Origin of the sequence: Gallaecimonas sp. GXIMD4217, from assembly GCF_038087665.1 — a bacterium.
GTDB lineage: Bacteria > Pseudomonadota > Gammaproteobacteria > Enterobacterales > Gallaecimonadaceae > Gallaecimonas.
In genome coordinates this window covers 1,085,777-1,107,111 of record NZ_CP149925.1, presented here as the reverse complement: position 1 = coordinate 1,107,111, position 21,335 = coordinate 1,085,777, and the positions used below count along the sequence as shown (strand labels likewise).

24 protein-coding genes are annotated in these 21,335 nt (G+C 67.0%); 11 read left to right on the top strand and 13 right to left on the bottom strand.

The window, feature by feature from the left end:
- Positions 1 to 58: 58 nt before the first annotated feature.
- The 3 genes from minC to minE are packed head-to-tail and all read left to right on the top strand — an operon-like array spanning position 59 to position 1,808.
- Entirely contained in the window at positions 59 to 706 is a 648-nt protein-coding gene (gene minC, locus WDB71_RS05430; protein WP_341503620.1) for a septum site-determining protein MinC, read from the top strand.
- Positions 707 to 736: 30 nt separating this feature from the next.
- On the top strand, positions 737 to 1,546 hold the full coding sequence (gene minD, locus WDB71_RS05425; RefSeq protein WP_341503619.1) for a septum site-determining protein MinD: 810 nt from the start codon (positions 737 to 739) through the stop codon (positions 1,544 to 1,546).
- A 1-nt stretch (position 1,547) separates the two neighbouring features.
- A complete protein-coding gene (gene minE, locus WDB71_RS05420) occupies positions 1,548 to 1,808 on the top strand; it encodes a cell division topological specificity factor MinE (RefSeq protein ID WP_341503618.1) in 261 nt (86 codons plus the stop codon).
- A gap of 57 nt (positions 1,809 to 1,865) precedes the next feature.
- Here the strand turns inward: minE and WDB71_RS05415 are convergent, their stop codons facing one another.
- From WDB71_RS05415 to WDB71_RS05360, 12 genes are all read right to left on the bottom strand, one after another.
- Entirely contained in the window at positions 1,866 to 3,023 is a 1,158-nt protein-coding gene (locus WDB71_RS05415) for an aminotransferase class I/II-fold pyridoxal phosphate-dependent enzyme (protein WP_341503617.1), read from the bottom strand.
- Between the two features lie 9 nt (positions 3,024 to 3,032).
- Positions 3,033 to 4,043, bottom strand: a complete 1,011-nt coding sequence (locus WDB71_RS05410) for a 2-oxoglutarate and iron-dependent oxygenase domain-containing protein (RefSeq protein ID WP_341503616.1) — start codon at positions 4,041 to 4,043, stop codon at positions 3,033 to 3,035.
- A gap of 162 nt (positions 4,044 to 4,205) precedes the next feature.
- Positions 4,206 to 5,297 (bottom strand): ribonuclease D, encoded by a 1,092-nt coding sequence (gene rnd, locus WDB71_RS05405; protein ID WP_341503615.1) that lies wholly within the window; start codon positions 5,295 to 5,297, stop codon positions 4,206 to 4,208.
- 42 nt (positions 5,298 to 5,339) lie between these two features.
- Positions 5,340 to 7,013 (bottom strand): long-chain-fatty-acid--CoA ligase FadD, encoded by a 1,674-nt coding sequence (gene fadD / locus WDB71_RS05400; protein ID WP_341503614.1) that lies wholly within the window; start codon positions 7,011 to 7,013, stop codon positions 5,340 to 5,342.
- A 163-nt stretch (positions 7,014 to 7,176) separates the two neighbouring features.
- On the bottom strand, positions 7,177 to 8,010 hold the full coding sequence (locus tag WDB71_RS05395; protein WP_341503613.1) for an alpha/beta fold hydrolase: 834 nt from the start codon (positions 8,008 to 8,010) through the stop codon (positions 7,177 to 7,179).
- The gene (locus tag WDB71_RS05390; RefSeq protein WP_341503612.1) at positions 8,007 to 8,825 is read right to left on the bottom strand and encodes a methyltransferase; all 819 of its coding nucleotides are present in this window, start codon (positions 8,823 to 8,825) and stop codon (positions 8,007 to 8,009) included. Before WDB71_RS05390 ends, WDB71_RS05395 begins: the two co-directional genes overlap by 4 nt.
- The gene (locus WDB71_RS05385) at positions 8,822 to 9,409 is read right to left on the bottom strand and encodes a Slp family lipoprotein (protein ID WP_341503611.1); all 588 of its coding nucleotides are present in this window, start codon (positions 9,407 to 9,409) and stop codon (positions 8,822 to 8,824) included. The genes WDB71_RS05390 and WDB71_RS05385 overlap by 4 nt, the downstream gene beginning before the upstream one ends.
- Positions 9,409 to 10,038 carry a M50 family metallopeptidase gene (locus WDB71_RS05380; RefSeq protein ID WP_341503610.1) on the bottom strand — a complete coding sequence of 210 codons (630 nt, stop codon included), beginning with the start codon at positions 10,036 to 10,038 and terminating at the stop codon, positions 9,409 to 9,411. Before WDB71_RS05380 ends, WDB71_RS05385 begins: the two co-directional genes overlap by 1 nt.
- Positions 10,035 to 10,301 (bottom strand): hypothetical protein, encoded by a 267-nt coding sequence (locus WDB71_RS05375; RefSeq protein ID WP_341503609.1) that lies wholly within the window; start codon positions 10,299 to 10,301, stop codon positions 10,035 to 10,037. The genes WDB71_RS05380 and WDB71_RS05375 overlap by 4 nt, the downstream gene beginning before the upstream one ends.
- 9 nt (positions 10,302 to 10,310) lie before the next feature.
- Complete coding sequence (gene tsaB, locus WDB71_RS05370) at positions 10,311 to 10,991, bottom strand: tRNA (adenosine(37)-N6)-threonylcarbamoyltransferase complex dimerization subunit type 1 TsaB (RefSeq protein ID WP_341503608.1); 681 nt, start codon at positions 10,989 to 10,991, stop codon at positions 10,311 to 10,313.
- Positions 10,992 to 10,999: 8 nt separating this feature from the next.
- Complete coding sequence (locus WDB71_RS05365; RefSeq protein ID WP_341503607.1) at positions 11,000 to 12,907, bottom strand: ATP-dependent DNA helicase; 1,908 nt, start codon at positions 12,905 to 12,907, stop codon at positions 11,000 to 11,002.
- Positions 12,908 to 12,972: 65 nt separating this feature from the next.
- Positions 12,973 to 13,272 carry a hypothetical protein gene (locus WDB71_RS05360; protein WP_341503606.1) on the bottom strand — a complete coding sequence of 100 codons (300 nt, stop codon included), beginning with the start codon at positions 13,270 to 13,272 and terminating at the stop codon, positions 12,973 to 12,975.
- Between the two features lie 290 nt (positions 13,273 to 13,562).
- Here WDB71_RS05360 and hisG point away from each other — a divergent pair, with 290 nt between their 5' ends.
- The 8 genes from hisG to hisIE all read left to right on the top strand — a co-directional run bounded on the left by hisG (position 13,563) and on the right by hisIE (position 20,622).
- Positions 13,563 to 14,462, top strand: a complete 900-nt coding sequence (gene hisG / locus WDB71_RS05355) for an ATP phosphoribosyltransferase (protein WP_341503605.1) — start codon at positions 13,563 to 13,565, stop codon at positions 14,460 to 14,462.
- A 3-nt stretch (positions 14,463 to 14,465) separates the two neighbouring features.
- Entirely contained in the window at positions 14,466 to 15,737 is a 1,272-nt protein-coding gene (gene hisD, locus WDB71_RS05350) for a histidinol dehydrogenase (protein WP_341503604.1), read from the top strand.
- On the top strand, positions 15,734 to 16,750 hold the full coding sequence (gene hisC / locus WDB71_RS05345) for a histidinol-phosphate transaminase (protein ID WP_341503603.1): 1,017 nt from the start codon (positions 15,734 to 15,736) through the stop codon (positions 16,748 to 16,750). Before hisD ends, hisC begins: the two co-directional genes overlap by 4 nt.
- On the top strand, positions 16,743 to 17,807 hold the full coding sequence (gene hisB / locus WDB71_RS05340; RefSeq protein ID WP_341503602.1) for a bifunctional histidinol-phosphatase/imidazoleglycerol-phosphate dehydratase HisB: 1,065 nt from the start codon (positions 16,743 to 16,745) through the stop codon (positions 17,805 to 17,807). The genes hisC and hisB overlap by 8 nt, the downstream gene beginning before the upstream one ends.
- Positions 17,804 to 18,391, top strand: coding sequence for an imidazole glycerol phosphate synthase subunit HisH (gene hisH / locus WDB71_RS05335; protein ID WP_341503600.1), 588 nt, complete (start codon positions 17,804 to 17,806; stop codon positions 18,389 to 18,391). Before hisB ends, hisH begins: the two co-directional genes overlap by 4 nt.
- 88 nt (positions 18,392 to 18,479) lie before the next feature.
- Complete coding sequence (locus tag WDB71_RS05330; protein WP_341503599.1) at positions 18,480 to 19,220, top strand: HisA/HisF-related TIM barrel protein; 741 nt, start codon at positions 18,480 to 18,482, stop codon at positions 19,218 to 19,220.
- Entirely contained in the window at positions 19,220 to 19,987 is a 768-nt protein-coding gene (hisF, locus tag WDB71_RS05325) for an imidazole glycerol phosphate synthase subunit HisF (protein WP_341504185.1), read from the top strand. The genes WDB71_RS05330 and hisF overlap by 1 nt, the downstream gene beginning before the upstream one ends.
- Positions 19,984 to 20,622, top strand: a complete 639-nt coding sequence (hisIE, locus tag WDB71_RS05320; protein ID WP_341503598.1) for a bifunctional phosphoribosyl-AMP cyclohydrolase/phosphoribosyl-ATP diphosphatase HisIE — start codon at positions 19,984 to 19,986, stop codon at positions 20,620 to 20,622. The genes hisF and hisIE overlap by 4 nt, the downstream gene beginning before the upstream one ends.
- Here the strand turns inward: hisIE and WDB71_RS05315 are convergent.
- On the bottom strand, positions 20,619 to 21,332 hold the full coding sequence (locus WDB71_RS05315; RefSeq protein ID WP_341503597.1) for an alpha/beta hydrolase: 714 nt from the start codon (positions 21,330 to 21,332) through the stop codon (positions 20,619 to 20,621). The two genes, hisIE and WDB71_RS05315, sit on opposite strands and share 4 nt — an antisense overlap.
- Between the last annotated feature and the right edge of the window lie 3 nt (positions 21,333 to 21,335).

Genomic DNA, 21,335 nt, shown 5'->3' with positions numbered 1-21,335 from the left:
CCATGGCAGCTACACTCTAGGCATCCGTAAGGGCCTTGTTTCAAGGCATTCAGCTGACATGTCACTGGTATTCAAAGGGACTTCCTTCACGCTCTCGGTACTGGCCCTGACCGAGGCCGATCTGCCCAGCCTGCCCCGCAAACTGGCCGATAAGGTCGAGCAGGCGCCGGGCTTCTTCCAGGGCGCGCCCCTGGTGGTGGATCTGAGCAAGCTGGAAACACAGCCGGACTTCACCGCCCTGGCCGGCGCCATCAACGAGCAGGGCCTGATCTGTGTCGGCGTCTGCGGCGCCAGGGCCGCCTGGAAGGACGCGGCCAAGGCCGCCGGCCTGGCGGTGCTCAAGCCCGCCCGGGCCGGCCGCGAGCAGGCCCCCACCCTGCCGGCCCAGGTGCACCAGGGCCAGGTCCGCTCCGGCCAGCAGCTCTACGCCAAGGGCCGGGATCTGGTGGTGCTGGGCTCGGTGGGCGCCGGTGCCGAGGTGATCAGCGACGGCAGCATCCATATCTACGGCAGTCTGAGGGGCCGAGCCATCGCCGGCGCCTCGGGCAGTGTCGAGGCCCGCATCCTCTGCCAGAAGCTGGAGGCGGAGCTGGTGTCCATCGCCGGGACCTATTGGCTCAGCGATGATCTGCAGGGAGAGCAGTGGCAGCAGAGCGCCCAAATCCTGCTCGACGAACAACAACTGGCCCTGAAGCCATTGAACTAACAACAGGGAATGAGGACGAGGAATTCATTTATGGCACGCATCATAGTGGTGACTTCCGGCAAGGGAGGCGTGGGCAAGACCACCTCCAGCGCCGCCATCGGCACCGGCCTGGCCTTGAAGGGCCACAAGACCGTCATCATCGATTTCGATATTGGCCTTCGCAACCTGGATCTGATCATGGGCTGCGAGCGCCGGGTGGTCTACGACTTCGTCAACGTCATCAACGGCGAGGCCAACCTCAACCAGGCGCTGATCAAGGACAAGCGGGTCGACAACCTCCATATACTGCCGGCCTCCCAGACCCGGGACAAGGATGCCCTCACCCGTGACGGCGTCGAGAAGGTGCTGAACGCCCTGGCCGAGGACTTCGACTTCATTCTCTGCGATTCCCCGGCCGGCATAGAGACAGGCGCCCTGATGGCGCTCTATTTCGCCGACGAGGCCATCATCACCACCAACCCGGAAGTGTCCTCGGTGCGCGATTCCGACCGCATCCTCGGCATTCTGGCCTCCAAGTCCCGCCGCGCCGAGCAGAACAAGGAGCCCATCAAGGAGCACCTGCTGCTGACCCGCTACAACCCGGCCCGGGTCGCCAAGGGCGAGATGCTCAGCGTCGAGGACGTCAAGGAGATCCTGGCCATTCCGCTGCTGGGGGTGGTGCCCGAATCCCAGGCGGTGCTGGCCGCCTCCAACGCCGGCGAGCCGGTGATCCTGGACGGCGACTCCGATGCCGGCCAGGCCTACGAAGATACGGTGGCGCGGCTGCTGGGCGAGGAGCGCCCCTTCCGCTTCCTGGAGGAAGAGAAGAAGGGCATCCTGAAACGGATCTTTGGAGGCTGACATGGCGCTGCTGGACTACTTTCGCTCGACCAAGACCTCCTCGGCCAACAAGGCCAAGGAGCGGCTGCAGATCATCGTTGCCCACGAGCGCCGCCAGCGCAGCGGCCCGGATTACCTGCCGGCGCTGGAGCGGGACATACTGGCGGTGATCAAGAAGTACGTGGACATCGATGCCGACGCCGTGTCCGTGGCCCTGGATCACAAGGACGACGATCTGGCGGTGCTGGAGCTGAACGTGATGCTGCCGGACGGCTCGAAATAGGCCAAAAAATGGCAAGCTGCAGCAAAAAGGGCGCCATCGGCGCCCTTTTTGCTGGGTTCAGATCAAGGCCTGCTCCATGTCCCGGATGAGGTCGTCGGCATCTTCCACGCCGATGCTGAGCCGGACCAGATCGTCGCTGACCCCGGCCGCCGCCCGGGCCTCGGCACTCATGGCCGCATGGGTGGTGCTGGCCGGGTGGCAGGCCAGGCTCTCCAGGTCGCCCAGGCTCACCGCCTGGGTGAAGAGCGCCAGCCGGTCCAGGAAGTCGGCGCAGGCCGCAAAGCCGCCGTCCAGCTCGATGCTGACCATGCCGCCAAAGCCACGGCTCACCTCGCTGAGCACCTGGTGGCCTGGATGCTTTGCCAGGCCCGGGTAGACCACCTTCTTCACCCTGGGATGGGCATTGAGGAACTCGGCCACCCGCCTGGCGTTTTCCAGGTGGGCATCCATGCGTAGCGGCAGGGTCTTGACGCCGCGCTGCAGCAGGTAGGCTTCCTGGGGGCCTATGGGCGAGCCGATATGCTTGAGGGCCACGGTACGGACCCGGGCCATCAGCTCGTGGCAACCGGCCACCACACCGGCGATGATGTCACCATGGCCGCCCAGGTACTTGGTGCCCGAGTGCATGACCAGATCCACGCCCAGGCTCAGCGGCTGCATCAGGTAGGGGGTCAGGAAGGTATTGTCGCACACGGTCAGGGCCCCCACCTTGCGGGCCGCTGCCACCACCTTGCGGGGATCCACCACCTTGAGGTTGGGATTGGTGACGGTCTCGAACAGCACCAGCCTGGTGTTGGGACTGATGTTGTCCAGCAGATCCTGATCCGAGCCGTAACGGCTGATCTGGATCCCGGCCCGCACCAGGGTCTGTTTCAGGAAGGCATCGGTGCCGCCATAGAGGGGATCCACGAAGGCCACCTCGTCGCCACTGTCGGCCAGCGCGTACATGATGGCGGAGACCGCCGCCATGCCGGATGCCACCACCAGAGCCTCGTCGGCCCCTTCCAGGACCGCCAGCTTGGCTTCCAGATCGGCCACGGTCGGGTTGCCGAAACGGCTGTAGATGAAGCCCGGGTTGCGGCCGCTGAACCGGGCCAGGCCCTCTTCGGCCGTGCCGTAGCTGAAGGTGCTGCTCTGGTAGACCGGGGTGGTCAGGGCCCCTGTCCTGGGCTCTATGGGTTGCCCGGCATGGACGCTCAATGTCTTGAATTTCATCTTGTTCTCCTAGTTCTGCTGGGCCATTTCCGGGTAATGGCGGGCGGCCACGTCGGTATGGGAGCGCAGCCGTCCCTTGAGCACATTCTCTCCCACCTGGTAGAAGAGCGGGTTGGCCGGATCGCTTTGCGGGCCCTTGGCCTCGGCGGCCAGCTGCTCCGGCAGATCCAGCAGGGGCACCCGGCTGTCCAGTCTGGCCGCCATGAAGAAGGCGCAGGACAAGCGCTCCACGCCGGCCGGCGGGCTCTTCACCCTGTGGTTGGTGGCCTTGAGGTAGCCGTTTGACGCCAGCTCAAGCAGCTCTCCTATGTTGACCACGAAGGCCCCCTCGATGGGCTCGGCGCTCACCCAGCCCTCGTCCTTTTCCACCTCCAGGCCGGACTGGCCGTCCTGCATCACCAGGGTCAGGTAGCCCGGATCCTTGTGGGCGCCCACCCCCTGCCGGCTCTGGCCCGCAGGCTGGCCCGGGTAACGAATGAGCTTCATGTGCTGATAGGGACCGCCATCCACATTGTCGGAAAAGGCATCCTTGTCCTGGTCCAGGGCCTCGGCAAAGGCCTTGAGCAGGCGCACCGTGATGTTGCTGAGCTTGTTCTGCCAGTCCAGCAGCACGACCTTCATTTCCGGCAGCTGCGCCGGCCACTGGTTGGGGCCCTGCAGGCGCTGCCAGGGGAACTGGATCTGCTCCGACGCCAGGGCCGGCTCCTCGTTCATGGTGTCGAACTGCTCGCGCATGTCCGGCTGGCCGCCGGTCAGCTCGCCCATGAAGCGGGTGTAGCCGCGGAAATGGGGCGACTTGACCATCTGCACCGACAGCTTGTCCTGCTCCGGCAGGGCAAAGAAGGTCCGGGCCAGCTTGAGTATGGCCTGCTGCTGCGCCAGGGACAGGCCATGGCCCACCAGGTAGAAGAAACCCACATCCCGAGCGGCGACGCGCAGATCGGCCAGGAACCGCCGGCGCTGCTCGGCAGTCCCTTCCAGCAGGCTGAGATCCAGAATGGGTAAGGCAGGTTTGCTCATGTTGCCTCCGACGACGGGCCAGGCCCGGAAAACTCGATTCGGGGCGAGTCTAAGCGGCCGTCAGAAACAACGGAAATAGCCAAATGGCATGAGCTAGAGAGGAAAAATCTAATGTGGGCGGCCAGACGGCCGCCGCCAAGGTATTGTTATTTATTGGGAAGTCTAGACATCCAGAGTTACCAGTTCCTGGCGCCAGCCGGTCATCAGCACCGGTTTGGCGGCCTGCTCCCGCTCCTGGTCGTTGAGGCGATGACGGTAGTGCAGCACCTCGTGCAGCAGCTTCTTGGAGCCGATGAAGGCCTCCGGCAGGTCGGTCTCGGCCGCGGCCCTGGCCACCTGGGCCTTGAGTTCGGCCAGGCGCTCCTTGTATTTGGGCAGATCGATGATGCGCTCGATACGCCCGGGCAGCTGCTCCTCGTCCAGGGCCAGGCCCCTGCCGACCATCTCCAGCAGCTCGTCGCCGAACTTGCGCAGCACCACGGGCGGCAGCTCCAGCTGCTTCAGGGCGCTGCGGCTCTGGGGCTGATCCTTGGCCAGGGCCCAGAGCTGGTCGTCCTTGAGCACATGGCCGACCGCCATGTCGCGGCGCTTGGCGCTGTCCAGGCGCCAGGCGGCCAGCACCTTGAGCACCCCCAGCTCCCGGCGGCTGAGCAGCCAGGCGTTCTTCACCTCCAGGTAGGCCTTGTCCAGGGCCGGCTCCCGGCCGCGCAGACGCAGTTGGCGGTTGCACTCGTCCTCGAACCAGGCGGTGCGGCCCAGGCGCTCCAGCGCTTCGCTCAGGCGCTGCTGGGCGTTCGGCAGGTAGATGACGTCGTTGACGCAATACCGAAGCTGGGCCTCGCTCAGGGGCCTTTTCATCCAGTCGGTGCGGGACTGGCCCTTGTCCAACTCCACGTCGAAGAAATGCTTCACCAGGCCGGCATAGCCCAGGGACATGCCCAGGCCGGTGAAGGTGGCGGCGACTTGGGTGTCGAACAGCGGCGCCATGTCGCAGGGCAGCACCTCCAGATCCTCGCCGCAGGCGTGCAGCACCTTGGTCTGGGGGCCGGCCAGGAAATCCCACAGCGGCTGCAGATCGTCGATGGCCAGGGGATCGACCAGGAAGACGTCGTCGCCCGTGGTGAACTGCAACAGCGCCAGCTGGGCGTAGTAGGTGCGGGTGCGCATGAACTCGGTGTCCATGGCCAGGGGCTTGCCGTTGTCCAGGGCGGCGATACAGTCTTCAAGGCCCCGGGCGGTGGTGATGAACTTCACATGGTCTCCTTAACGAAAGAGCCGGCTGGCGCCGGCTCTTTTTTATGCTGTCTGGGTCTGTTCGTCCCGAAGCGCACGCCTCAGGATCTTGCCCACATTGGTCTTCGGCAGTTCGTCGCGGAATTCTACCAGCTTCGGCACCTTGTAGCCGGTGAGATTGTCCCGGCAGTGCTGGATCAGCTCCTGCTCGGTAAGGCTGGCGTCCTTGGCCACCACGAAGATCTTCACCACTTCGCCCGAGGCCTCGTGGGGTACGCCCACGGCGGCCACTTCCAGCACCTTGGGGTGCATGGCCACCACTTCCTCTATTTCGTTGGGGAAGACGTTGAAGCCGGACACCAGGATCATGTCCTTCTTGCGGTCGACGATGCGGAAGAAGCCCTGCTCGTCCACGGTGGCGATATCGCCGGTGGCGAACCAGCCGTCCTTGAGGCAGTCATTGGTGGCTTCCGGGCGGTTCCAGTAGCCCTTCATCACCTGGGGTCCCTTGACCCACATCTCGCCCGGCTCGCCCAGGGGCACTTCCTTGCCCTGCTCGTCCATCAGCTTGATGTCGGTACTGGGCGCCGGCAGGCCGATGCTGCCGGTGAAGCCGGTGGTGTTGTAGGGGCTGACGGTGACCAGGGGCGCGCATTCGGTGAGGCCGTAGCCTTCGAGCATGGCGGTGCCTGTCATCTGCTGCCAGCGCTCCGCCACCGGGCGCTGCACGGCCATGCCGCCACCCAGCACCAGCTTCAGGCTGGAGAAATCCAGCTTGGCGAAGTCGTCGTTGTTGAGCAGGGCGTTGAACAGGGTGTTCACGGCGGTGATGGCGGTGAAGGGATACTTGCCCAGCTCCTTGACGAAGCCGGGGATGTCCCTGGGGTTGGTGATCAGCAGGTTCTTGCCGCCGTATTTCAGGAACAACAGGCAGTTGGCGGTCAGCGCGAACACATGGTAGAGCGGCAGGGCGGTGACGATCAGCTCCTTGCCCGGGGCCAGCATGGGGCCGACGATGGCCGTGGCCTGCTCCAGGTTGGCCACCATGTTGCGGTGGGTGAGCATGGCGCCCTTGGAAACGCCGGTGGTACCGCCGGTGTACTGCAGGAAGGCCAGATCCTCGCCGGTCACGACCGGCTTGACGTACTGCAGGTGCTTGCCCTTGGCCAGGGCCTTGCGCAGGCTGGTGGCGCCGGGCAGGTGGTACTTGGGCACCATCTTCTTGACGTACTTGACCACGAAGTTGACCAGGGTGCGCTTGGGCGCGGACAGCTGGTCGCCCAGCTTGGTCAGGATCACGTGCTTGACCGGGGTGTGGGCCACCACTTCTTCCAGGGTATGGGCGAAGTTGGAGACGATGACGATGGCCTCGGCGCCGGCATCAACGAGCTGGTGCTGCAGCTCGCGGGGCGTGTAGAGGGGGTTGACGTTGACCGCCACCATGCCGGCGCGCAGTATGCCGAACAGGGCGATGGGGTATTGCAGCAGGTTCGGCATCATCAGCGCCACCCGGCTGCCCTGGGGCAGCTTCAGCTCCTGCTGCAGATAGGCGGCAAAGGCACGGCTCTGCTCTTCCATCTTGCGGTAGGTCAGCTCCTGCCCCATGTTCACATAGGCGCACTGATCGGAATAGGTGCGGCAGGATTGTTCGAAGATCTCCAAGAGCGACTCATAGTGGTCGGGATCGATTTCGGCGGGCACGTCGGCCGGGTAGCTGTTTAGCCAGATCTTTTCCACAAAAATTCTCCTTCCGGTTGCCATCCCGGTCCTGGTTGTTGTTATAGGGCGCCTGTTAATGATCCCGGCACCATGGCATGACTGAGTGATTACTCAAATTCCCGGGATCATCCCATATCCTTGGGGCCCGCCACAAGTATCGCTACGACGAGTGGGCACTGGTTCAGGTTATCATTTTGTAAATCAGTTTCGCCACCGGCTCGGGATGCTCCAGGTGCAGGTGGTGCCCGCCGGGCAGCCAATGCAGCTCGTGCTCACCCAGGGCGGCGCAGTCCTCGGCCACCCGCTGCGGGTGCTGGGCCAGGTAGCCGCCCTCCCCCAGTATGGCCTGGGTCGGGCAGCGGATCCCCGCCACCAGGGCCAGGGCCTGCTCCCGGGTCAGGCGCAGCGGCGAAAAGGTGCGCAGGCGCCGGTCCGAACGCCACTCGAAGCCGCCGGGCACGGCCCTGGCGGCCCGCTCCACCAGGGGCCTGGCCAGTTCAAAGCCGAAACCGCCGGCCTGGGCCCTGGCCCTGACCATGGTGTCCAGCGCCGGGTAGGGGCGCCTGGCCCTGTCGCGGGTGGCGCGCCTGGACTCGATGGCCTTCCTGAGTATGGCCGGTGCCTCCTCGGCCGGGGCCGAGATCGGCACCATGGCCTCGATCAACGTCAGGCTCAGCGGCTTTTCGGCGAAGGTGCCGGCATAGGCGGCCGCCGCCAGGGCCCCCAGGGAGTGGCCCACCAGGTGCACCGGCTCGCCCAGGTGGTCCAGCACGCAGTCGAGATCGTGCACATAGTCCACGAAATGGTAGGCGCCGGTGTTGGCCCTGTGCTGGGAGCGGCCATGGCCTGGCCAGTCCAGGGCCAGGAAGCGGCCCCTGTCCAAAAAAGGCGCCAGGGCGGCGAAGCTGGCGGCATTGTCCAGCCAGCCGTGCAGCAGCACCACCAGCGGCCCCTCCCTGCCCCAGGACAGCCCCGCCAGCTTCAGGTGGCCAAGATCCAGCTCGACTTCGGTCATGGCTTGACGAATTTCAAGGTCATGCGATCGCTCTCGCCAATGGCCTGGTACTGATCCTGATCGGCCTCGGGGGCGTTCAGGGTCGGCGGCAGAGTCCAGACGCCGTTGGGATGGTCGGTGTCATCCCTGGGGTTGGCGTTGATCTCGGCGCGCCCGGCCAGCCTGAAGCCCGCCTTTTCGGCCGCGGCGATGACGAAGTCCTCGGTCATGTAGCCGCTCCTGGCCATCTGCTCGGCCGAGGTGCCGGCCTTGGCCCTGTGTTCGACCACGCCGAAGATGCCGCCGGGCCTGAGGGCCTCGAATACCGATGCCAACACCCCGTCCAGGGTGCCGTGCTTGTGCCAGTTGTGGATATTGCGAAAGGTCAGCACCCTATCGACGCTGCCGGGCTTGGCCAGCACCAGGTGCTCGGGGGGCTGGAAGGTCACTTCCTGGATGTCGCCCAGCCAGGCCTTTTCACTGGCCAGGCGCGCCCGCAGGGCCAGGCCCGCCTTGGCAAAATACCGCTCCAGGCCGCTGGGGCTCTCACCCAGCTCGGTATTGAAGTTGCCGACGATAAGCTGGCCATGGTCCCTGAGATAGGGGCCGAGGATCTCCGTATACCAGCCCTTGCCGGGCCATAGCTCCACCACCCTCATGTCGGGTTGGATCCCCATGAAGGCCAGGGTCTCGGCGGGGTGGCGGTACTGGTCGCGCTGCACGAACTCGGCCGTGCGCTGCTTGTTGGCGACCGCGTCGGCCAGGGTGCCGGCCTGGGCCGGCAGCGACAATATGGCGGCCGCCAGGGCACCGCCCATGAGGTTGCGTAACATCATTGTTTTTTCTCTTCCTTGGGTTTGTGCTTATGCCTGAACTTGGGATTGGGGGCAAAGAAGGGGTCATGGGCGAAATGCCGGCGATGGTAATAGGGGTAGTGCCAGCCCGGGTAGCGCCAGTAGGGCCAGGGATCCACATAGTAGACGTCATAGTCCGGATCCTCTTTCCACAGCTTGTAGCGCTGCACCTGCACCGTCGGGTATCGGTATTCGAACTCGCCGACCCGGCCGCTCTCCTGCCGGCCAAGGCTGCCCACGACCGTGATGCGCCGGCCCTGGCCCAGCACCACGGGATCCACGAAACCGTCCAGGTAGGCCAGGAAACGGCCCGGGCTGGCCTCGTCCTGCTTGGGCTTGGCGGACGACGACAGCGGGTAGTAGACCACTTCCAGGCGGGTGCGGTTCTTGAGGTTGTCCACCTGGGCTATGATGCCGCCCCAGCGCACCAGCTTGCCCTGTTCGGCCCCCTGGCGGGCGGCGCTGTAAGCGGCCAGGCTTTGCCCCTCGGGCACCGCCAGCTCATCCGGAATGGTGCTGCAGCCGGCCAACAGCAGCAGGGCCACGGCGGTCAGTAAGGCTTTCATCATGCTTTCCCTCTCTTGAAACACCAGCCTATAGACAGTAGACCGGCGATCAGCCACAAAAACACAAACAGCATCGGTGGCAAGCCGGTCAGCTGCGACAGGGTGCCGGCATCCCCCAACTGACCCTGGCCAAGGTAGAGGGGGCTCTGCAAGGCGTTGAGCAGCACCGCCGCCGCCATCAGCAGCCACAGCCAGCGCAGCCGGTTGCCACCCTTGCCCAGCCACCAAAGGCCCGCCAGCAGCACCAGCAGCATGGCCAGGGTGAGCATGTCCCGCCCCCACAGCACCAGGCTGGCCGCCACCAGCAGCAGCAGGCCCCAGCGCAGCAGCGACTGGCGGCTCGGATGCCCACTCAGCCACCACAGCGCCACCCCGAACAGGCTGGCGCCCAGGTAGCCGGACAGGGCGATGAGAAAGGCGTTGCCGCCGCGGGTGTAGCAGACCCCGGAGCCGTTCAGGCTCAGCTCGATGCGCACCACCTGGCCACCCGTGGCCAGGGCCGCCAGGCCGTGGGACAGCTCATGGAAGAAGGTCGCCAGCCACACGAAGGGCAGGTTGAGAACGGGAACGAAGGAGAGGATGGCGGCCGCCAGCAGCGCCGCGGCCAGTTGCAGTCTTGGTGATGTCAAACGAACAGATCCACGCCCAGCAGGGAGCGGGCCTGTTCACGCTTGTCCTCCAGCTCCAGGCTGCGGTACTGGGCTATGGCGCGCAGGTTCCGTCCCGGTGGCTGGTCGTATTGGGTCCGAAAGCCCTCGGCCGCCGCCAGGCCAGGTACGCTGTAGCGCACCAGCTCCTGCTTGGGGGCGGCTGCCTCCGCGCCCTGGGGCTGCAGCGCCGGGCGCGGCTCCTGGGGCGTGGGTTGATAGGGCTGGGCACCAATACGGATCATGGCGTTGGCTTACTCCCGACCGGGCAGTTTTTTCCAGGTCACTTTATCCCTAAGGTACACGGGTTCGGCAGAAAGTGCATCGCACATCTCCCCCTTGGCGAAGGCCTGCTGGGCCAGGGCCAGCATGAAGCGGGCCGACGGCAGGGTGATGGCCACCTCGCCGCCGACGCCCAGGCGCTCGGCCAGCTCCGGATAGGCAGCCCAGCCGGTGCCCACCGGCACGGCGTCGTCAAGCTGGCGAGTCGCCTCGGCGGGCGGCAGCACCAGCTCCTCGGCAACCGGCTGCATCAGGCCGTCCCTGACTTCGAACTGGCCCCAGTAGACCTCGCCCATACGGGCATCTATGGCCGCCAGCACCCGGCTTGCCCCCTGCTCCACCCGGGCCTGTTCGGCCATGGCCGCCAGGTTGGACACGCCGATGAGCGGCAGCTCGGCGGAGAAGGCCAGGCCCTGGGCGATGCCGATGCCGATGCGCACGCCGGTAAAGCTGCCGGGGCCACGGCCGTAGGCCAGGGCATCCAGCTGGCCCAGCGCCAGGCCGGCCTCGGCCAGCAGTTCGTCGACCATGGGCAGGATCTTGCGGGTGTGCTGCTGGGGGCAGACCTCATGGCGGTGCAGCACTTGGCCCTTGTGCAGCAGGGCGGCAGAGCAGGCTTCGGTGGCGGTATCCAGGGCAAGTAGGGTGGTCATAACAGGCGTCAATTCTCGTTGATATCACGCAAAAAGGCCTCGGCGCGGGCAATGCTGCGGGTGCGCTCGAAAGGCGGCAGACTCTTGATAAAGGTGGCCCCGTAGGGGCGGTTCACCAGGCGATTGTCGCAGATCACCAGTACGCCCCTGTCGGTGACGTCCCGGATCAAGCGCCCCGCCCCCTGCTTGAGGGCGATCACCGCCTGGGGCAGCTGCAGCTCGGCAAAGGGATCCCGGCCCTGGCGGCGACAGTCCTCCATGCGGGCCTGCAGCAGCGGGTCGTCCGGGCGGCCAAACGGCAGCTTGTCGATGATAACACAGCTCAGCTGCTGGCCCCGCACGTCCACCCCCTCCCAGAAGCTGCCGGTGCCCAGCAGCACGGCGTTGCCGGCCTGGACGAATTCCTCCAGCAGGGCCCGTTTGGGGGCCCGCCCCTGGACCAGGATCGGGAAGTCGATGCGGCTCTCTAGCCAGTCCGCGGCCAGGTTCAGCATGCGGTGGGAGGTGAACAGCACGAAGGTGCGGCCACCGGCGGCTTCGATCAGCGGCAGCAGGGCTGCCATCAGCGGCGCTATGGGCCTGTTGCCGGTGGGCTCGGGGATGTTGCGCGGCACCAGCCACAGGCCCTGGTGGGGGTAGTCGAAGGGGCTGTCCAGCACCAGCTCGGCCTTGGGTTTAAGGCCCAGCAGGGCCTTGAAGTGGTCGAAGGCGCCGTCCACGGCCAGGGTGGCCGAGGTGAACACCCAGGCCGCCGGCTTGTCCTCGATGACCGCCTCGAACTTGTCGGCAATGGACAACGGCGTCAGGTTCAGGCTCAGGTGGTAGCGGCTCGCCTCGTACCAGTAGCTGTAACCCAGGGTCTGGGTGTCCTGGACCCGGGCCAGGCGGGCGCGGATGGTGGCCAGGCGCTCGTAGAGGTTGTCGGCCGTGGTGCATCGCCCCAGGTTCTGCTTGAGCACCTGGTTGACGAAATCCAGGTCGTCACCCAGGCGCTTCATGGCCGGGGCCAGCAGGCTTTCGATTTGCCTCAGGTTGCCCTTCTGTGGCTCGCCGGGCAGGGCCAGGCGCAGATCCGCACTGGTGCGGCTCAGCTTGTCGGCGGCCAGGGCCAGCTGGCGCTGGTCCTTGAGCTCGGTGCGCACCACCACCTCCAGATCCTTGCACAGGTCCTGGATCATGCGGGTGGATACCGACTCGCCGAAGTACTGGCAGGCGATATCCGGCAACTGGTGGGCCTCGTCGAAGATCACCGCGTCGGCCTGGGGCAGCAGCTCGCCGAAGCCGGTGTCCTTGATGGCCATGTCGGCGAAGAACAGGTGATGGTTGATGACCACCAGATCCGCGTCCATGGCCTTCTTGCGGGCCTTGACCAGGTGGCAGTCCTCGAAATAGGGGCATTCCCGGCCCAGGCAGTTTTCCGCCGTGGAGGTGACATGGGGGAAGATGGCGGCGTCTTCCGGCAACGGCAGCTCGGCGATGTCGCCGCTGTCGGTGCGCGGCGCCCAGCGCGACACCTGGCTCATCATGGTCAGCAGCCTGGGGTCGAGCAGGTTGGCGTCGGCCTCCCTGGCCTTGAGCCTGGCCAGGCACAGGTAGTTGGACCGGCCCTTCAAAAGCGCCAGCTGCGGCGCCCTGCCCAGGGCATCGCGGATGCGCGGCAGATCCTTGAGGTAGAGCTGTTCCTGAAGCGCCTTGGTACCGGTGGAGATCACCACCTTCTTGCCGCTGGCCAGGGCCGGCACCAGGTAGGCGAAGGTCTTGCCGGTGCCGGTGCCCGCTTCGATGATGGCCACCGACTTGTCCTCCAGGGCCCTGGCCACGGCCTCGGCCATGGTCAGCTGGGCCTGCCTGGGGGCGAAGCCGGGGATCGCCCTGGCCAGGGGGCCGTCGACGGCAAAGGCGGAGCTGACTGTCATGCTGGGGTCCTGTGGCGCTTAGGAGGGGCGAAAATAGCACTGGCCCGGGGGCAGGTCAAAAGGGCCTAGGCGAAGGTGTCCAGGTCCCCGTCCCGGTCGATCTCCTCCCGTTCCACGCCAAGGCGGTTATAGAAATGCTGGATGTTGCCGGCCTTGCGGCGCCTGGGCCTGAACTGCCGGCGCCGGCGCTCGCGGCGCTGCTCACGCTCCAGTACGCCCAGGCGGCTGCGATCGAGATCCTCCATATGGGCCTCGGCCTTGGCGCTGGGCGGCGTCTTCTGCACCTGCTCCACCTGGCGCCGGGGCTTGTCCGGCACCGCACTGGGCCTGGGCAGAAAAGGAATAAAGGGATCCATATTGACCATCTCGACCTCCTCATCCCTTATCGGTCATAAAACCATCAACTTTATGGCTTGCATCTTTCCACAGATTTCCATTAGGGTGAATGGGCACAGCAAATTTTGGACAAGCAACACATGAATACCTTCCTCCTGAACAACCGTCATCATCATCACGCCAACGAGTAGCCTTTCAGGAGGATATTCGCTGGAAGGTTATGGCCTTCCGGCGGATGTCAAAGCGGCGAAGTCCCTTTAGCACCAGCAAAGCCCCGGAAGTCCATGACCGGGGCTTTTTGCTAACTGGGACCTTTGCCATGAACGACAACAACCGCCTTCGCATCGCCATCCAAAAATCCGGCCGCCTCAGCCGGGACTCCGAGCAGCTGCTCAGCCAGCTCGGCATCCGCTTCAAGCAGCGTGAGGGCCGCCTGCTGGCCCACGCCGAAAACCTGCCCCTGGACATATTGCGGGTCCGGGACGACGACATTCCCGCCCTGGTCATGGACGGCATCGTGGATCTGGGCATAGTGGGCCAGAACGTCCTCGAGGAATGCGCCCTGGAGCGGCGCGCCCTGGGCCAGGACGCCGACTACGGCGAGCTGGCCGCCCTTGGCTTCGGCCAATGCCGGCTGAGCCTGGCCCTGCCCGAGGAAGCCGACTACCACGGCGCCGGCCAGCTGGACGGCGCCGTCATCGCCACCTCCTATCCGCGCCTGCTGGGCCGCTACCTGGCCAGCTCGGGGGTGACCTTCCGAAGCTGCCAGCTGAACGGCTCGGTGGAGGTGGCGCCCCGGGCCGGGCTCGCCGACGCCATCTGCGATCTGGTCAGCACCGGCGCCACCCTGGAGGCCAACGGTCTGCGCGAGGTGGAGGTGATCTACCAGTCCCAGGCGGTGCTGATCCAGCGTCCCGGCGCCCTGGCCGGCGACCGCCAGGCCCTCATCGACCGGCTGTTGACCCGCCTCGGCGGCGTGCTGTCGGCCCGGGAATCCAAGTACATCCTGCTGCACGCCCCCGTATCCAGGCTGGACGCCATCATCAGCCTGCTGCCCGGCGCCGAGAACCCCACGGTGCTGCCCCTGGCCGGCAGCGACGACAAGGTGGCGGTGCACGCCGTCAGCAGCGAGACCCTGTTCTGGGAAACCATGGAAGCCCTCAAGGGCCTGGGCGCCTCGTCCATCCTGGTGCTGCCCATCGAAAAGATGCTGGAGTGAGCCATGTTGAGCCTCTATGACTGCAATGAACTGACCGCCGGCCAGCTCGACGCCCTGCTCAAGCGCCCCGAGCAGAGCCAGAGCGCCGAACTCAGGGCCGGCGTCGCCGCCATCATCGACCAGATCCGCAAGCAGGGCGACCAGGCCCTGGACGGCTACGCCAGGGAGCTGGATGGCTATGAGGGCCCCCGCCTGGTGGCCACCAAGGGCGCCCTGGAACGCATCTCGCTGGCGCTGCGCCAGGCCCTGGAACAGGCCAGCGCCAATATCCGCCGCTTCCACGAGCGCCAGCGCCCCCAGGCCCTGGTGGTGGAAACGGCGCCCGGGGTGATCTGCGAGCAGCGCTGGCAGCCCCTGTCGCGCATCGGCCTCTATGTGCCGGGCGGCTCGGCGCCCCTGCCCAGCTCGGTGCTGATGCAGGCCATACCGGCCCGGCTGGCGGGCGTGGAGGAGATAATCCTGGCCACCCCTGGCCCGGTGGATGACGCCGTGCTGGCCGCGGCGGCCCTGGCCGGCATAGCCCAGGTGCTGGCCCTGGGCGGCGCCCAGGCCATCGCCGCCATGGCCCTGGGCACCCAGAGCCTGGCGCCGGTGGTCAAGCTCTTCGGCCCCGGCAACGCCTGGGTCACCGAGGCCAAGCGCCAGCTGGGCCAGCAGGGCGTCGCCATCGACATGCCGGCCGGCCCCTCGGAGCTGATGGTCATCGCCGACGGCACCGCCAATGCGGCCTTCGTGGCCGCCGATCTGCTCAGCCAGGCCGAGCACGGCCCGGACTCCCAGGTATTGCTGGTCACCGACAGCCGGGATCTGGCCGAATCGGTCAACACCCGCCTTGCCAAGCAGCTCGAGGCCCTGCCCCGCCGAGCTATCTGCGAGCAGAGCCTGGCCCAGAGCCGGGCCCTGCTGGTCCGGGATCTCGACCAGGGAGTGCGCGTCGCCAACGCCTATGGCCCCGAGCACCTGATCCTGCAGACCAACCAAAACGAGCGGCTGCTGCCTGGGCTCAGGAACGCCGGCGCCATCTTCGTTGGCCCCTTTAGCCCGGAGTCCGCCGGCGATTACGCCAGCGGCAGCAACCACGTGCTGCCCACCTACGGCCTGGCCAGGAGCTATTCCGGCCTGGGCCTGCTGGACTTCATGCGCCGCTACACGGTGCAGACCCTGAGCCGCGAGGGGCTCAAGGGACTGGCCCCGACCCTGCTCGCCCTGGCCAGCGCCGAGGGCCTGGATGGCCACGCCCAGGCGGTGAAGGTACGACTGGAGGCAGGCCAATGAGCATCGAGCAACTGGCCAGAAAGGCCGTACGGGAACTCAGTCCCTATCAGTCCGCCCGCCGCATCGGCGGCCAGGGCCAAGTCTGGCTCAACGCCAACGAGGCCGGTGACGCCAGCCCTTATGGCTTCGAGGGTAGCCTGAACCGCTACCCCGAGTGCCAACCGCCGGCGCTGTTGGCGGCCTACGCCGCCTATGCCGGGGTCGAGCCCAGTCTGCTGCTGGCCACCCGCGGCGCCGACGAGGGCATCGAGCTGCTGATCCGCGCCTTCTGCGAGCCCGGTGACGCCATCGCCATCCAGTCGCCCACCTACGGCATGTACGCCATCGGCGCCCAGACCCAGGGCGCCGAGGTGCTGGATGTGCCGCTGCAAGGTGGCGAGCTGGACTTGCCGGGCCTGGCCGCCGTGCTGGACAGGGTCAAGCTGGTGTTCGTGTGCCGGCCCAACAACCCCACCGGCCAGCTCTGCCCGGCCGCCCAGGTGCAAGCCCTGCTGGCGCTGGCCGCCGGGCGCGCCCTGGTGGTGGTGGACGAGGCCTACATCGAGTTCAGCGCCGCCGAGACCCTGGCGCCGCTGCTGGCCCGCCATGACAACCTGGTGCTGCTGCGCACCTTCTCCAAGGCCTTCGGCCTGGCCGGCCTGAGGCTGGGCATGGTGCTGGCAAGCCCGGCCATCATCGCCCTGCTGGCCAAGGTGCTGGCCCCCTACCCCGTACCTCTGCCGGTGGCCGAAATAGCCCAGCGCGCCCTGGCGCCCCAGGGCCTGGCGCGGCTGGCCGCCCGGGTGGCCCAGGTGAGCCAGGATCGGACCCGCCTGGCGGTGGCCCTGGCAAATCTTGGCTACCGGCCGGCCCCCAGCAGCGCCAACTTCCTGCTGGTGGCCGATGCCAATGGCGCCCTCTTTAAGCGCCTGGCTTCGCGCGGCATCGTCGCCCGCGCCTTGGCCGGCCAGACCCGCATCAGCATCGGCAGCACAGCCGAGATCCGTCAGTTACTGGAGGCCCTCAATGGCTAAACCCATCCTCTTCATCGACCGCGACGGCACCCTGATCCGCGAGCCCGACGACTTCCAGGTGGACAGCCTGGCCAAACTGGCCCTGGAGCCCGGGGTGATCCCGGCCCTGCTCGAGCTGCAGGCCGCCGGCTACAGCCTGGTGATGGTGTCCAACCAGGACGGCCTGGGCAGCGACAGCTTCCCCAGCGCCGACTTCGAGGCGCCCCACGCCATGCTGATGCAGCTGCTGGCTTCCCAGGGGGTGAACTTCGAGGCGGAGCTTATCTGCCCCCACTTCGAACGGGACAATTGTGCCTGCCGCAAACCCAGGCTGGGCCTGGTCAGGGACTACCTGCAACGGGGCCTGGTGGATTTCGAGCGCAGCGCCGTTATCGGTGACCGGGCCACGGATCTGCAACTGGCCGAGGCCATGGCGGTGCGCGGCCTGCGCTACGACAGGGCAAAACTGGGCTGGCCGGCCATCGCCCGCCAGCTGACAAGGGGCAACAGGCGCGCCGCCGTGCGCCGCCAGACCAGGGAGACCGACATCCAGGTCGAGCTGGATCTGGACGGGCCGGCCGGGGCCAGGGTCGATACCGGCATCGGCTTCTTCGACCACATGCTGGAGCAGATCGCCGTGCACGGCGGCTTCGAGCTGACGCTCCGCTGCCGGGGCGATCTGCACATCGACGATCACCACAGCGTCGAGGACTGCGCCCTGGCCCTGGGCCAGGCCCTGAGAAAGGCCCTGGGCGACAAGCGCGGCATCGGCCGCTTCGGCTTCGTGCTGCCCATGGACGAATGCCGGGCCGAGGCGGTGCTGGATCTGAGCGGCCGGCCCTACTGCCGCCTGGACGCCGACTTCAGCCGCGACCGGGTCGGCGAGCTGGACACCCAGATGGTGGGCCACTTCTTCCGTTCCCTGAGCGATGCCGCCGCCCTGACCCTGCAGCTGTCGGTGTCGGACGGCAACGGCCACCACCAGGTGGAGGGCCTGTTCAAGGCCTTCGGCCGGGCCCTGGGCCAGGCCATCAAGGTCGAAGGCCGGCAGCTGCCCAGCAGCAAGGGGGCCCTGTGAACGTGATCGTCGACACCGGCTGCGCCAACCTGGCCAGCCTGGCCAACGCCGTCAAGCGCCTGGGGGGCAGCCCGGTGGTGAGCCGCGACGCCGCCACCATCAGGGCCGCCCGGCGGGTTTTCCTGCCCGGGGTGGGCACCGCCGGCGCCGCCATGGCGGCCCTGGAGCAAAGCGGCCTGGACCAGCTGCTGCCGACCCTGACCCAGCCGGTGCTGGGGATCTGCCTGGGCATGCAGCTGTTGACCCGCTTTTCCGAGGAGTCGGCCCGGCCCTGCCTGGGGCTGCTGGACGACGCCGTGCTGCCCCTTGAGGCGCCGCGCCTGCCCCACATGGGCTGGAACCGGCTGACCGCCATAGCGCCGCACCCGCTGCTGGCCGGCATCGGCGAGCAGGACTGGTTCTACTTCGTGCACAGCTTCGCCGCCCCGCCCGGGCGCAACAGCCTGGCCCTGTGCCAGCACGGCCAGCCCTTTTCCGCCGTGCTTGGCAAGGGCAATTTCCTGGGCTGCCAGTTCCACCCGGAGCGCTCCGGCCGAAGTGGCGCCAAGCTCCTCAAGAATTTCCTGGAGAAAGACCCATGCTGATCCCCGCTCTCGACATCCTCGACGGCCAGCCGGTTCCAAGCGCCGCAACAGGCGCACCAAAAACGAGCATTTTTTCGGAGAAAGCGTCATGTTGATCCCCGCTCTCGATATCCTCGACGGCCAGGTCGTCCGTCTGTTCAAGGGCGACTACGACCAGGTGACCCCCTTCGGCGCTGACGCCCTGGCCCGCTTCAACGCCTATGCCGAGGCCGGCGCCGGCTACCTGCACCTGGTGGATCTGAGCGGCGCCCGGGACGCCAGGGCCCGCCAGTGGCACAGCCTTGAGACGCTCATCGGCAACAGCCCGCTGCCCATCCAGGTCGGCGGCGGCGTGCGCAGCCTGGCCGACGCCAGGGCCCTGCTGGCCCTGGGCGCCGACCGGGTGGTGGTGGGCAGCCTGGCCATCAGGGCGCCCGAACAGGTGGCCGGCTGGCTGGCCGAGCAGGATCCGGACCGGCTGGTGCTGGCCCTGGACGTGCGCTTCGACGGCCGGGACTGGTACCCGGCCTCGGACGGCTGGCGGCAGCCCGCCGAGCAGAGCCTGGACGCGCTGCTGGCCTTCTATGCCAAACGCGGCGCCAGGCACCTGCTCATCACCGACATCGACCGGGACGGCACCCTGGCCGGCGCCAACACCGAGCTCTACCAGCGCCTCTGTGACCAATACCCCGGGCTCGCCATCCAGGCCTCTGGCGGTGTGGCCGCCCTGACCGAGCTGCCGGCGCTGAAACGGGCCGGCGTGGCCGGGGTCATCCTTGGCAAGAGCCTGCTGAGCGGTCGCTTCGACCTTGGCGAGGCCCTGCAATGCTGGCAGGAGGAGAGCCTGTGATGGTGGCCAAGCGCATTATTCCCTGCCTGGATGTCAAAGACGGAGCTGTGGTCAAGGGCGTCCAGTTCAAGAACCACCAGGTGGTGGGCGACATCCTCACGCTTGCCCGGCGCTACAGCGAAGGCGGTGCCGACGAGCTGGTGTTCTACGACATCACCGCCTCCTCGGACGGCCGTACCCTGGACAGATCCTGGGTGGCCCGGGTCGCCGAGGTGCTGGACATCCCCTTCTGCGTGGCCGGCGGCATCCGCACCCTGGAGGACGCCCGGGCACTGCTGGCCAATGGCGCCGACAAGATCTCGGTGAACTCACCGGCTCTGGAAAACCCGGACTTCATCGATGCATTGAGCACCGAGTTTGGCCGCCAGTGCGTGGTGATCGGCGTCGATTCCTTCGTGGACGACAAGGGCGAACTGCAGGTCTGGCAATACACGGGCCGGGAAGACAGCGCCCGCTGCTCGGGCCGGTCGACCCTGGACTGGATCAGGGAAGTGGAAGGCCGTGGCGCCGGGGAAATCGTCCTCAACATGATGAACCAGGACGGCATGGGCCGGGGCTATGATCTGCTGCAGCTGGCCGCGGTGCGGGCCGAAACCCGGCTGCCGCTGATCGCCTCAGGTGGCGCCGGGGAGATGGGCCACTTCAAGGCGGCCTTCGACGCCGGCGCCGACGGCGCCCTGGCCGCCTCGGTGTTCCACAGGGGCCTGATCGACATTTCAAAACTGAAAGCCTGGCTGATCGGCCAGGGGGAGTGCATCCGGCCATGAAACCGACCCCAAAGCTAACCTTAGACAACCTCGACCGACTGGATTTTGCCAAGGGCGACGGTCTGCTGCCGGCCCTGGTCCAGGACGCGGCCAGCGGCCAGGTGCGGATGCAGGGCTATATGAACAGGGAAGCGCTGGTGAGGACCCTGGAAAGCGGCCTGGTCACCTTCTACAGCCGCAGCAAGGGGCGGCTCTGGACCAAGGGCGAAGGCTCCGGCAATACCCTGGCGCTGCTAAGTGCCCACGGCGATTGCGACCACGACAGCATACTGGTGCTGGCCAGCCCCAAGGGCCCCACCTGCCACTTAGGCAGCGACTCCTGCTTCGGCGAGGCGGCGCCAAGGCTTGCCTTCCTGGCCGAGCTGGAGCGCCTGTTGGAACAGCGCCTGGCCGAGGGAGGCGACGGCTCCTACACCGTGCGCCTGGCCAACAAGGGGCTGAGCAAGGTGGCCCAGAAGGTGGGCGAGGAAGGGGTGGAGGTGGCCCTGGCCGCCGTCTGCGAGGACGACCAGACGCTTATTGGCGAGAGCGCCGATCTGCTCTACCACCTGCTGCTGACGTTGCGCCTGCGCGGCCTGACCCTGGGCCAGGTGGTGGCCGAGCTCAGCGCCCGCCACCGGGCCAGGCAGGCCTAGCGGCCGGTCACCTCGGCCAGGAAGTCGGCGAAATGGGGCAATACCTGCTCAGGGGCCTGCACCGGCCCCATGTGGCCGGCGTCCACCTCCACCACCTCGGCCTGGGGCAGGCGCCTGGCCAGCTCCGCCACCACCGCCCGGCTCGAGGCCGGGCTTCGGCGGCCGACGATGAGCCTCACCGGCACTTGGATCACGGCCGGATCTGTGGGCTCGTTGATCAGCGACTCGAAATTTCGGATCACGGCGAAGGCCTGGCGGGACAGGCGATCCTGGAGCCGGGGCGGCATGGCCGAGAAGACATCACTGCCGTTCCAGTAGTTGACAAAGGCGGCGGCGCCGTCGTGGGCGCTGAGCCTTTGCATGCGGCTGGCCAGCAGCTCCACCTCGTCCCGCTCCGGGCTGCCCTTGGCCAGCACCGAAAAGGCCACCGGCTCGTAGAGGCACAGGCTGCGGACCAGCTCGGGCCTGCTGGCAGCCAGGTGCAGGGCGGTGGCACCGCCGTAGGAATGGCCGCAGACATGGACGGGGCCGGGCAATTCAAACTGGGCCACCTCGTCGGCCAGGCGGAACTGGCCCTGCTCGGGCATGGCATGGGCGCCGCCGTAGCCCAGCAAGTCCTGGAGGATACCGGGCCAGTCCCGGTGCAGGGCCAGCCACTGGCGGCCGTCGCTCATGGAGGAATGCAGGTAAAGGATGTCTTTATCGGCCATGGT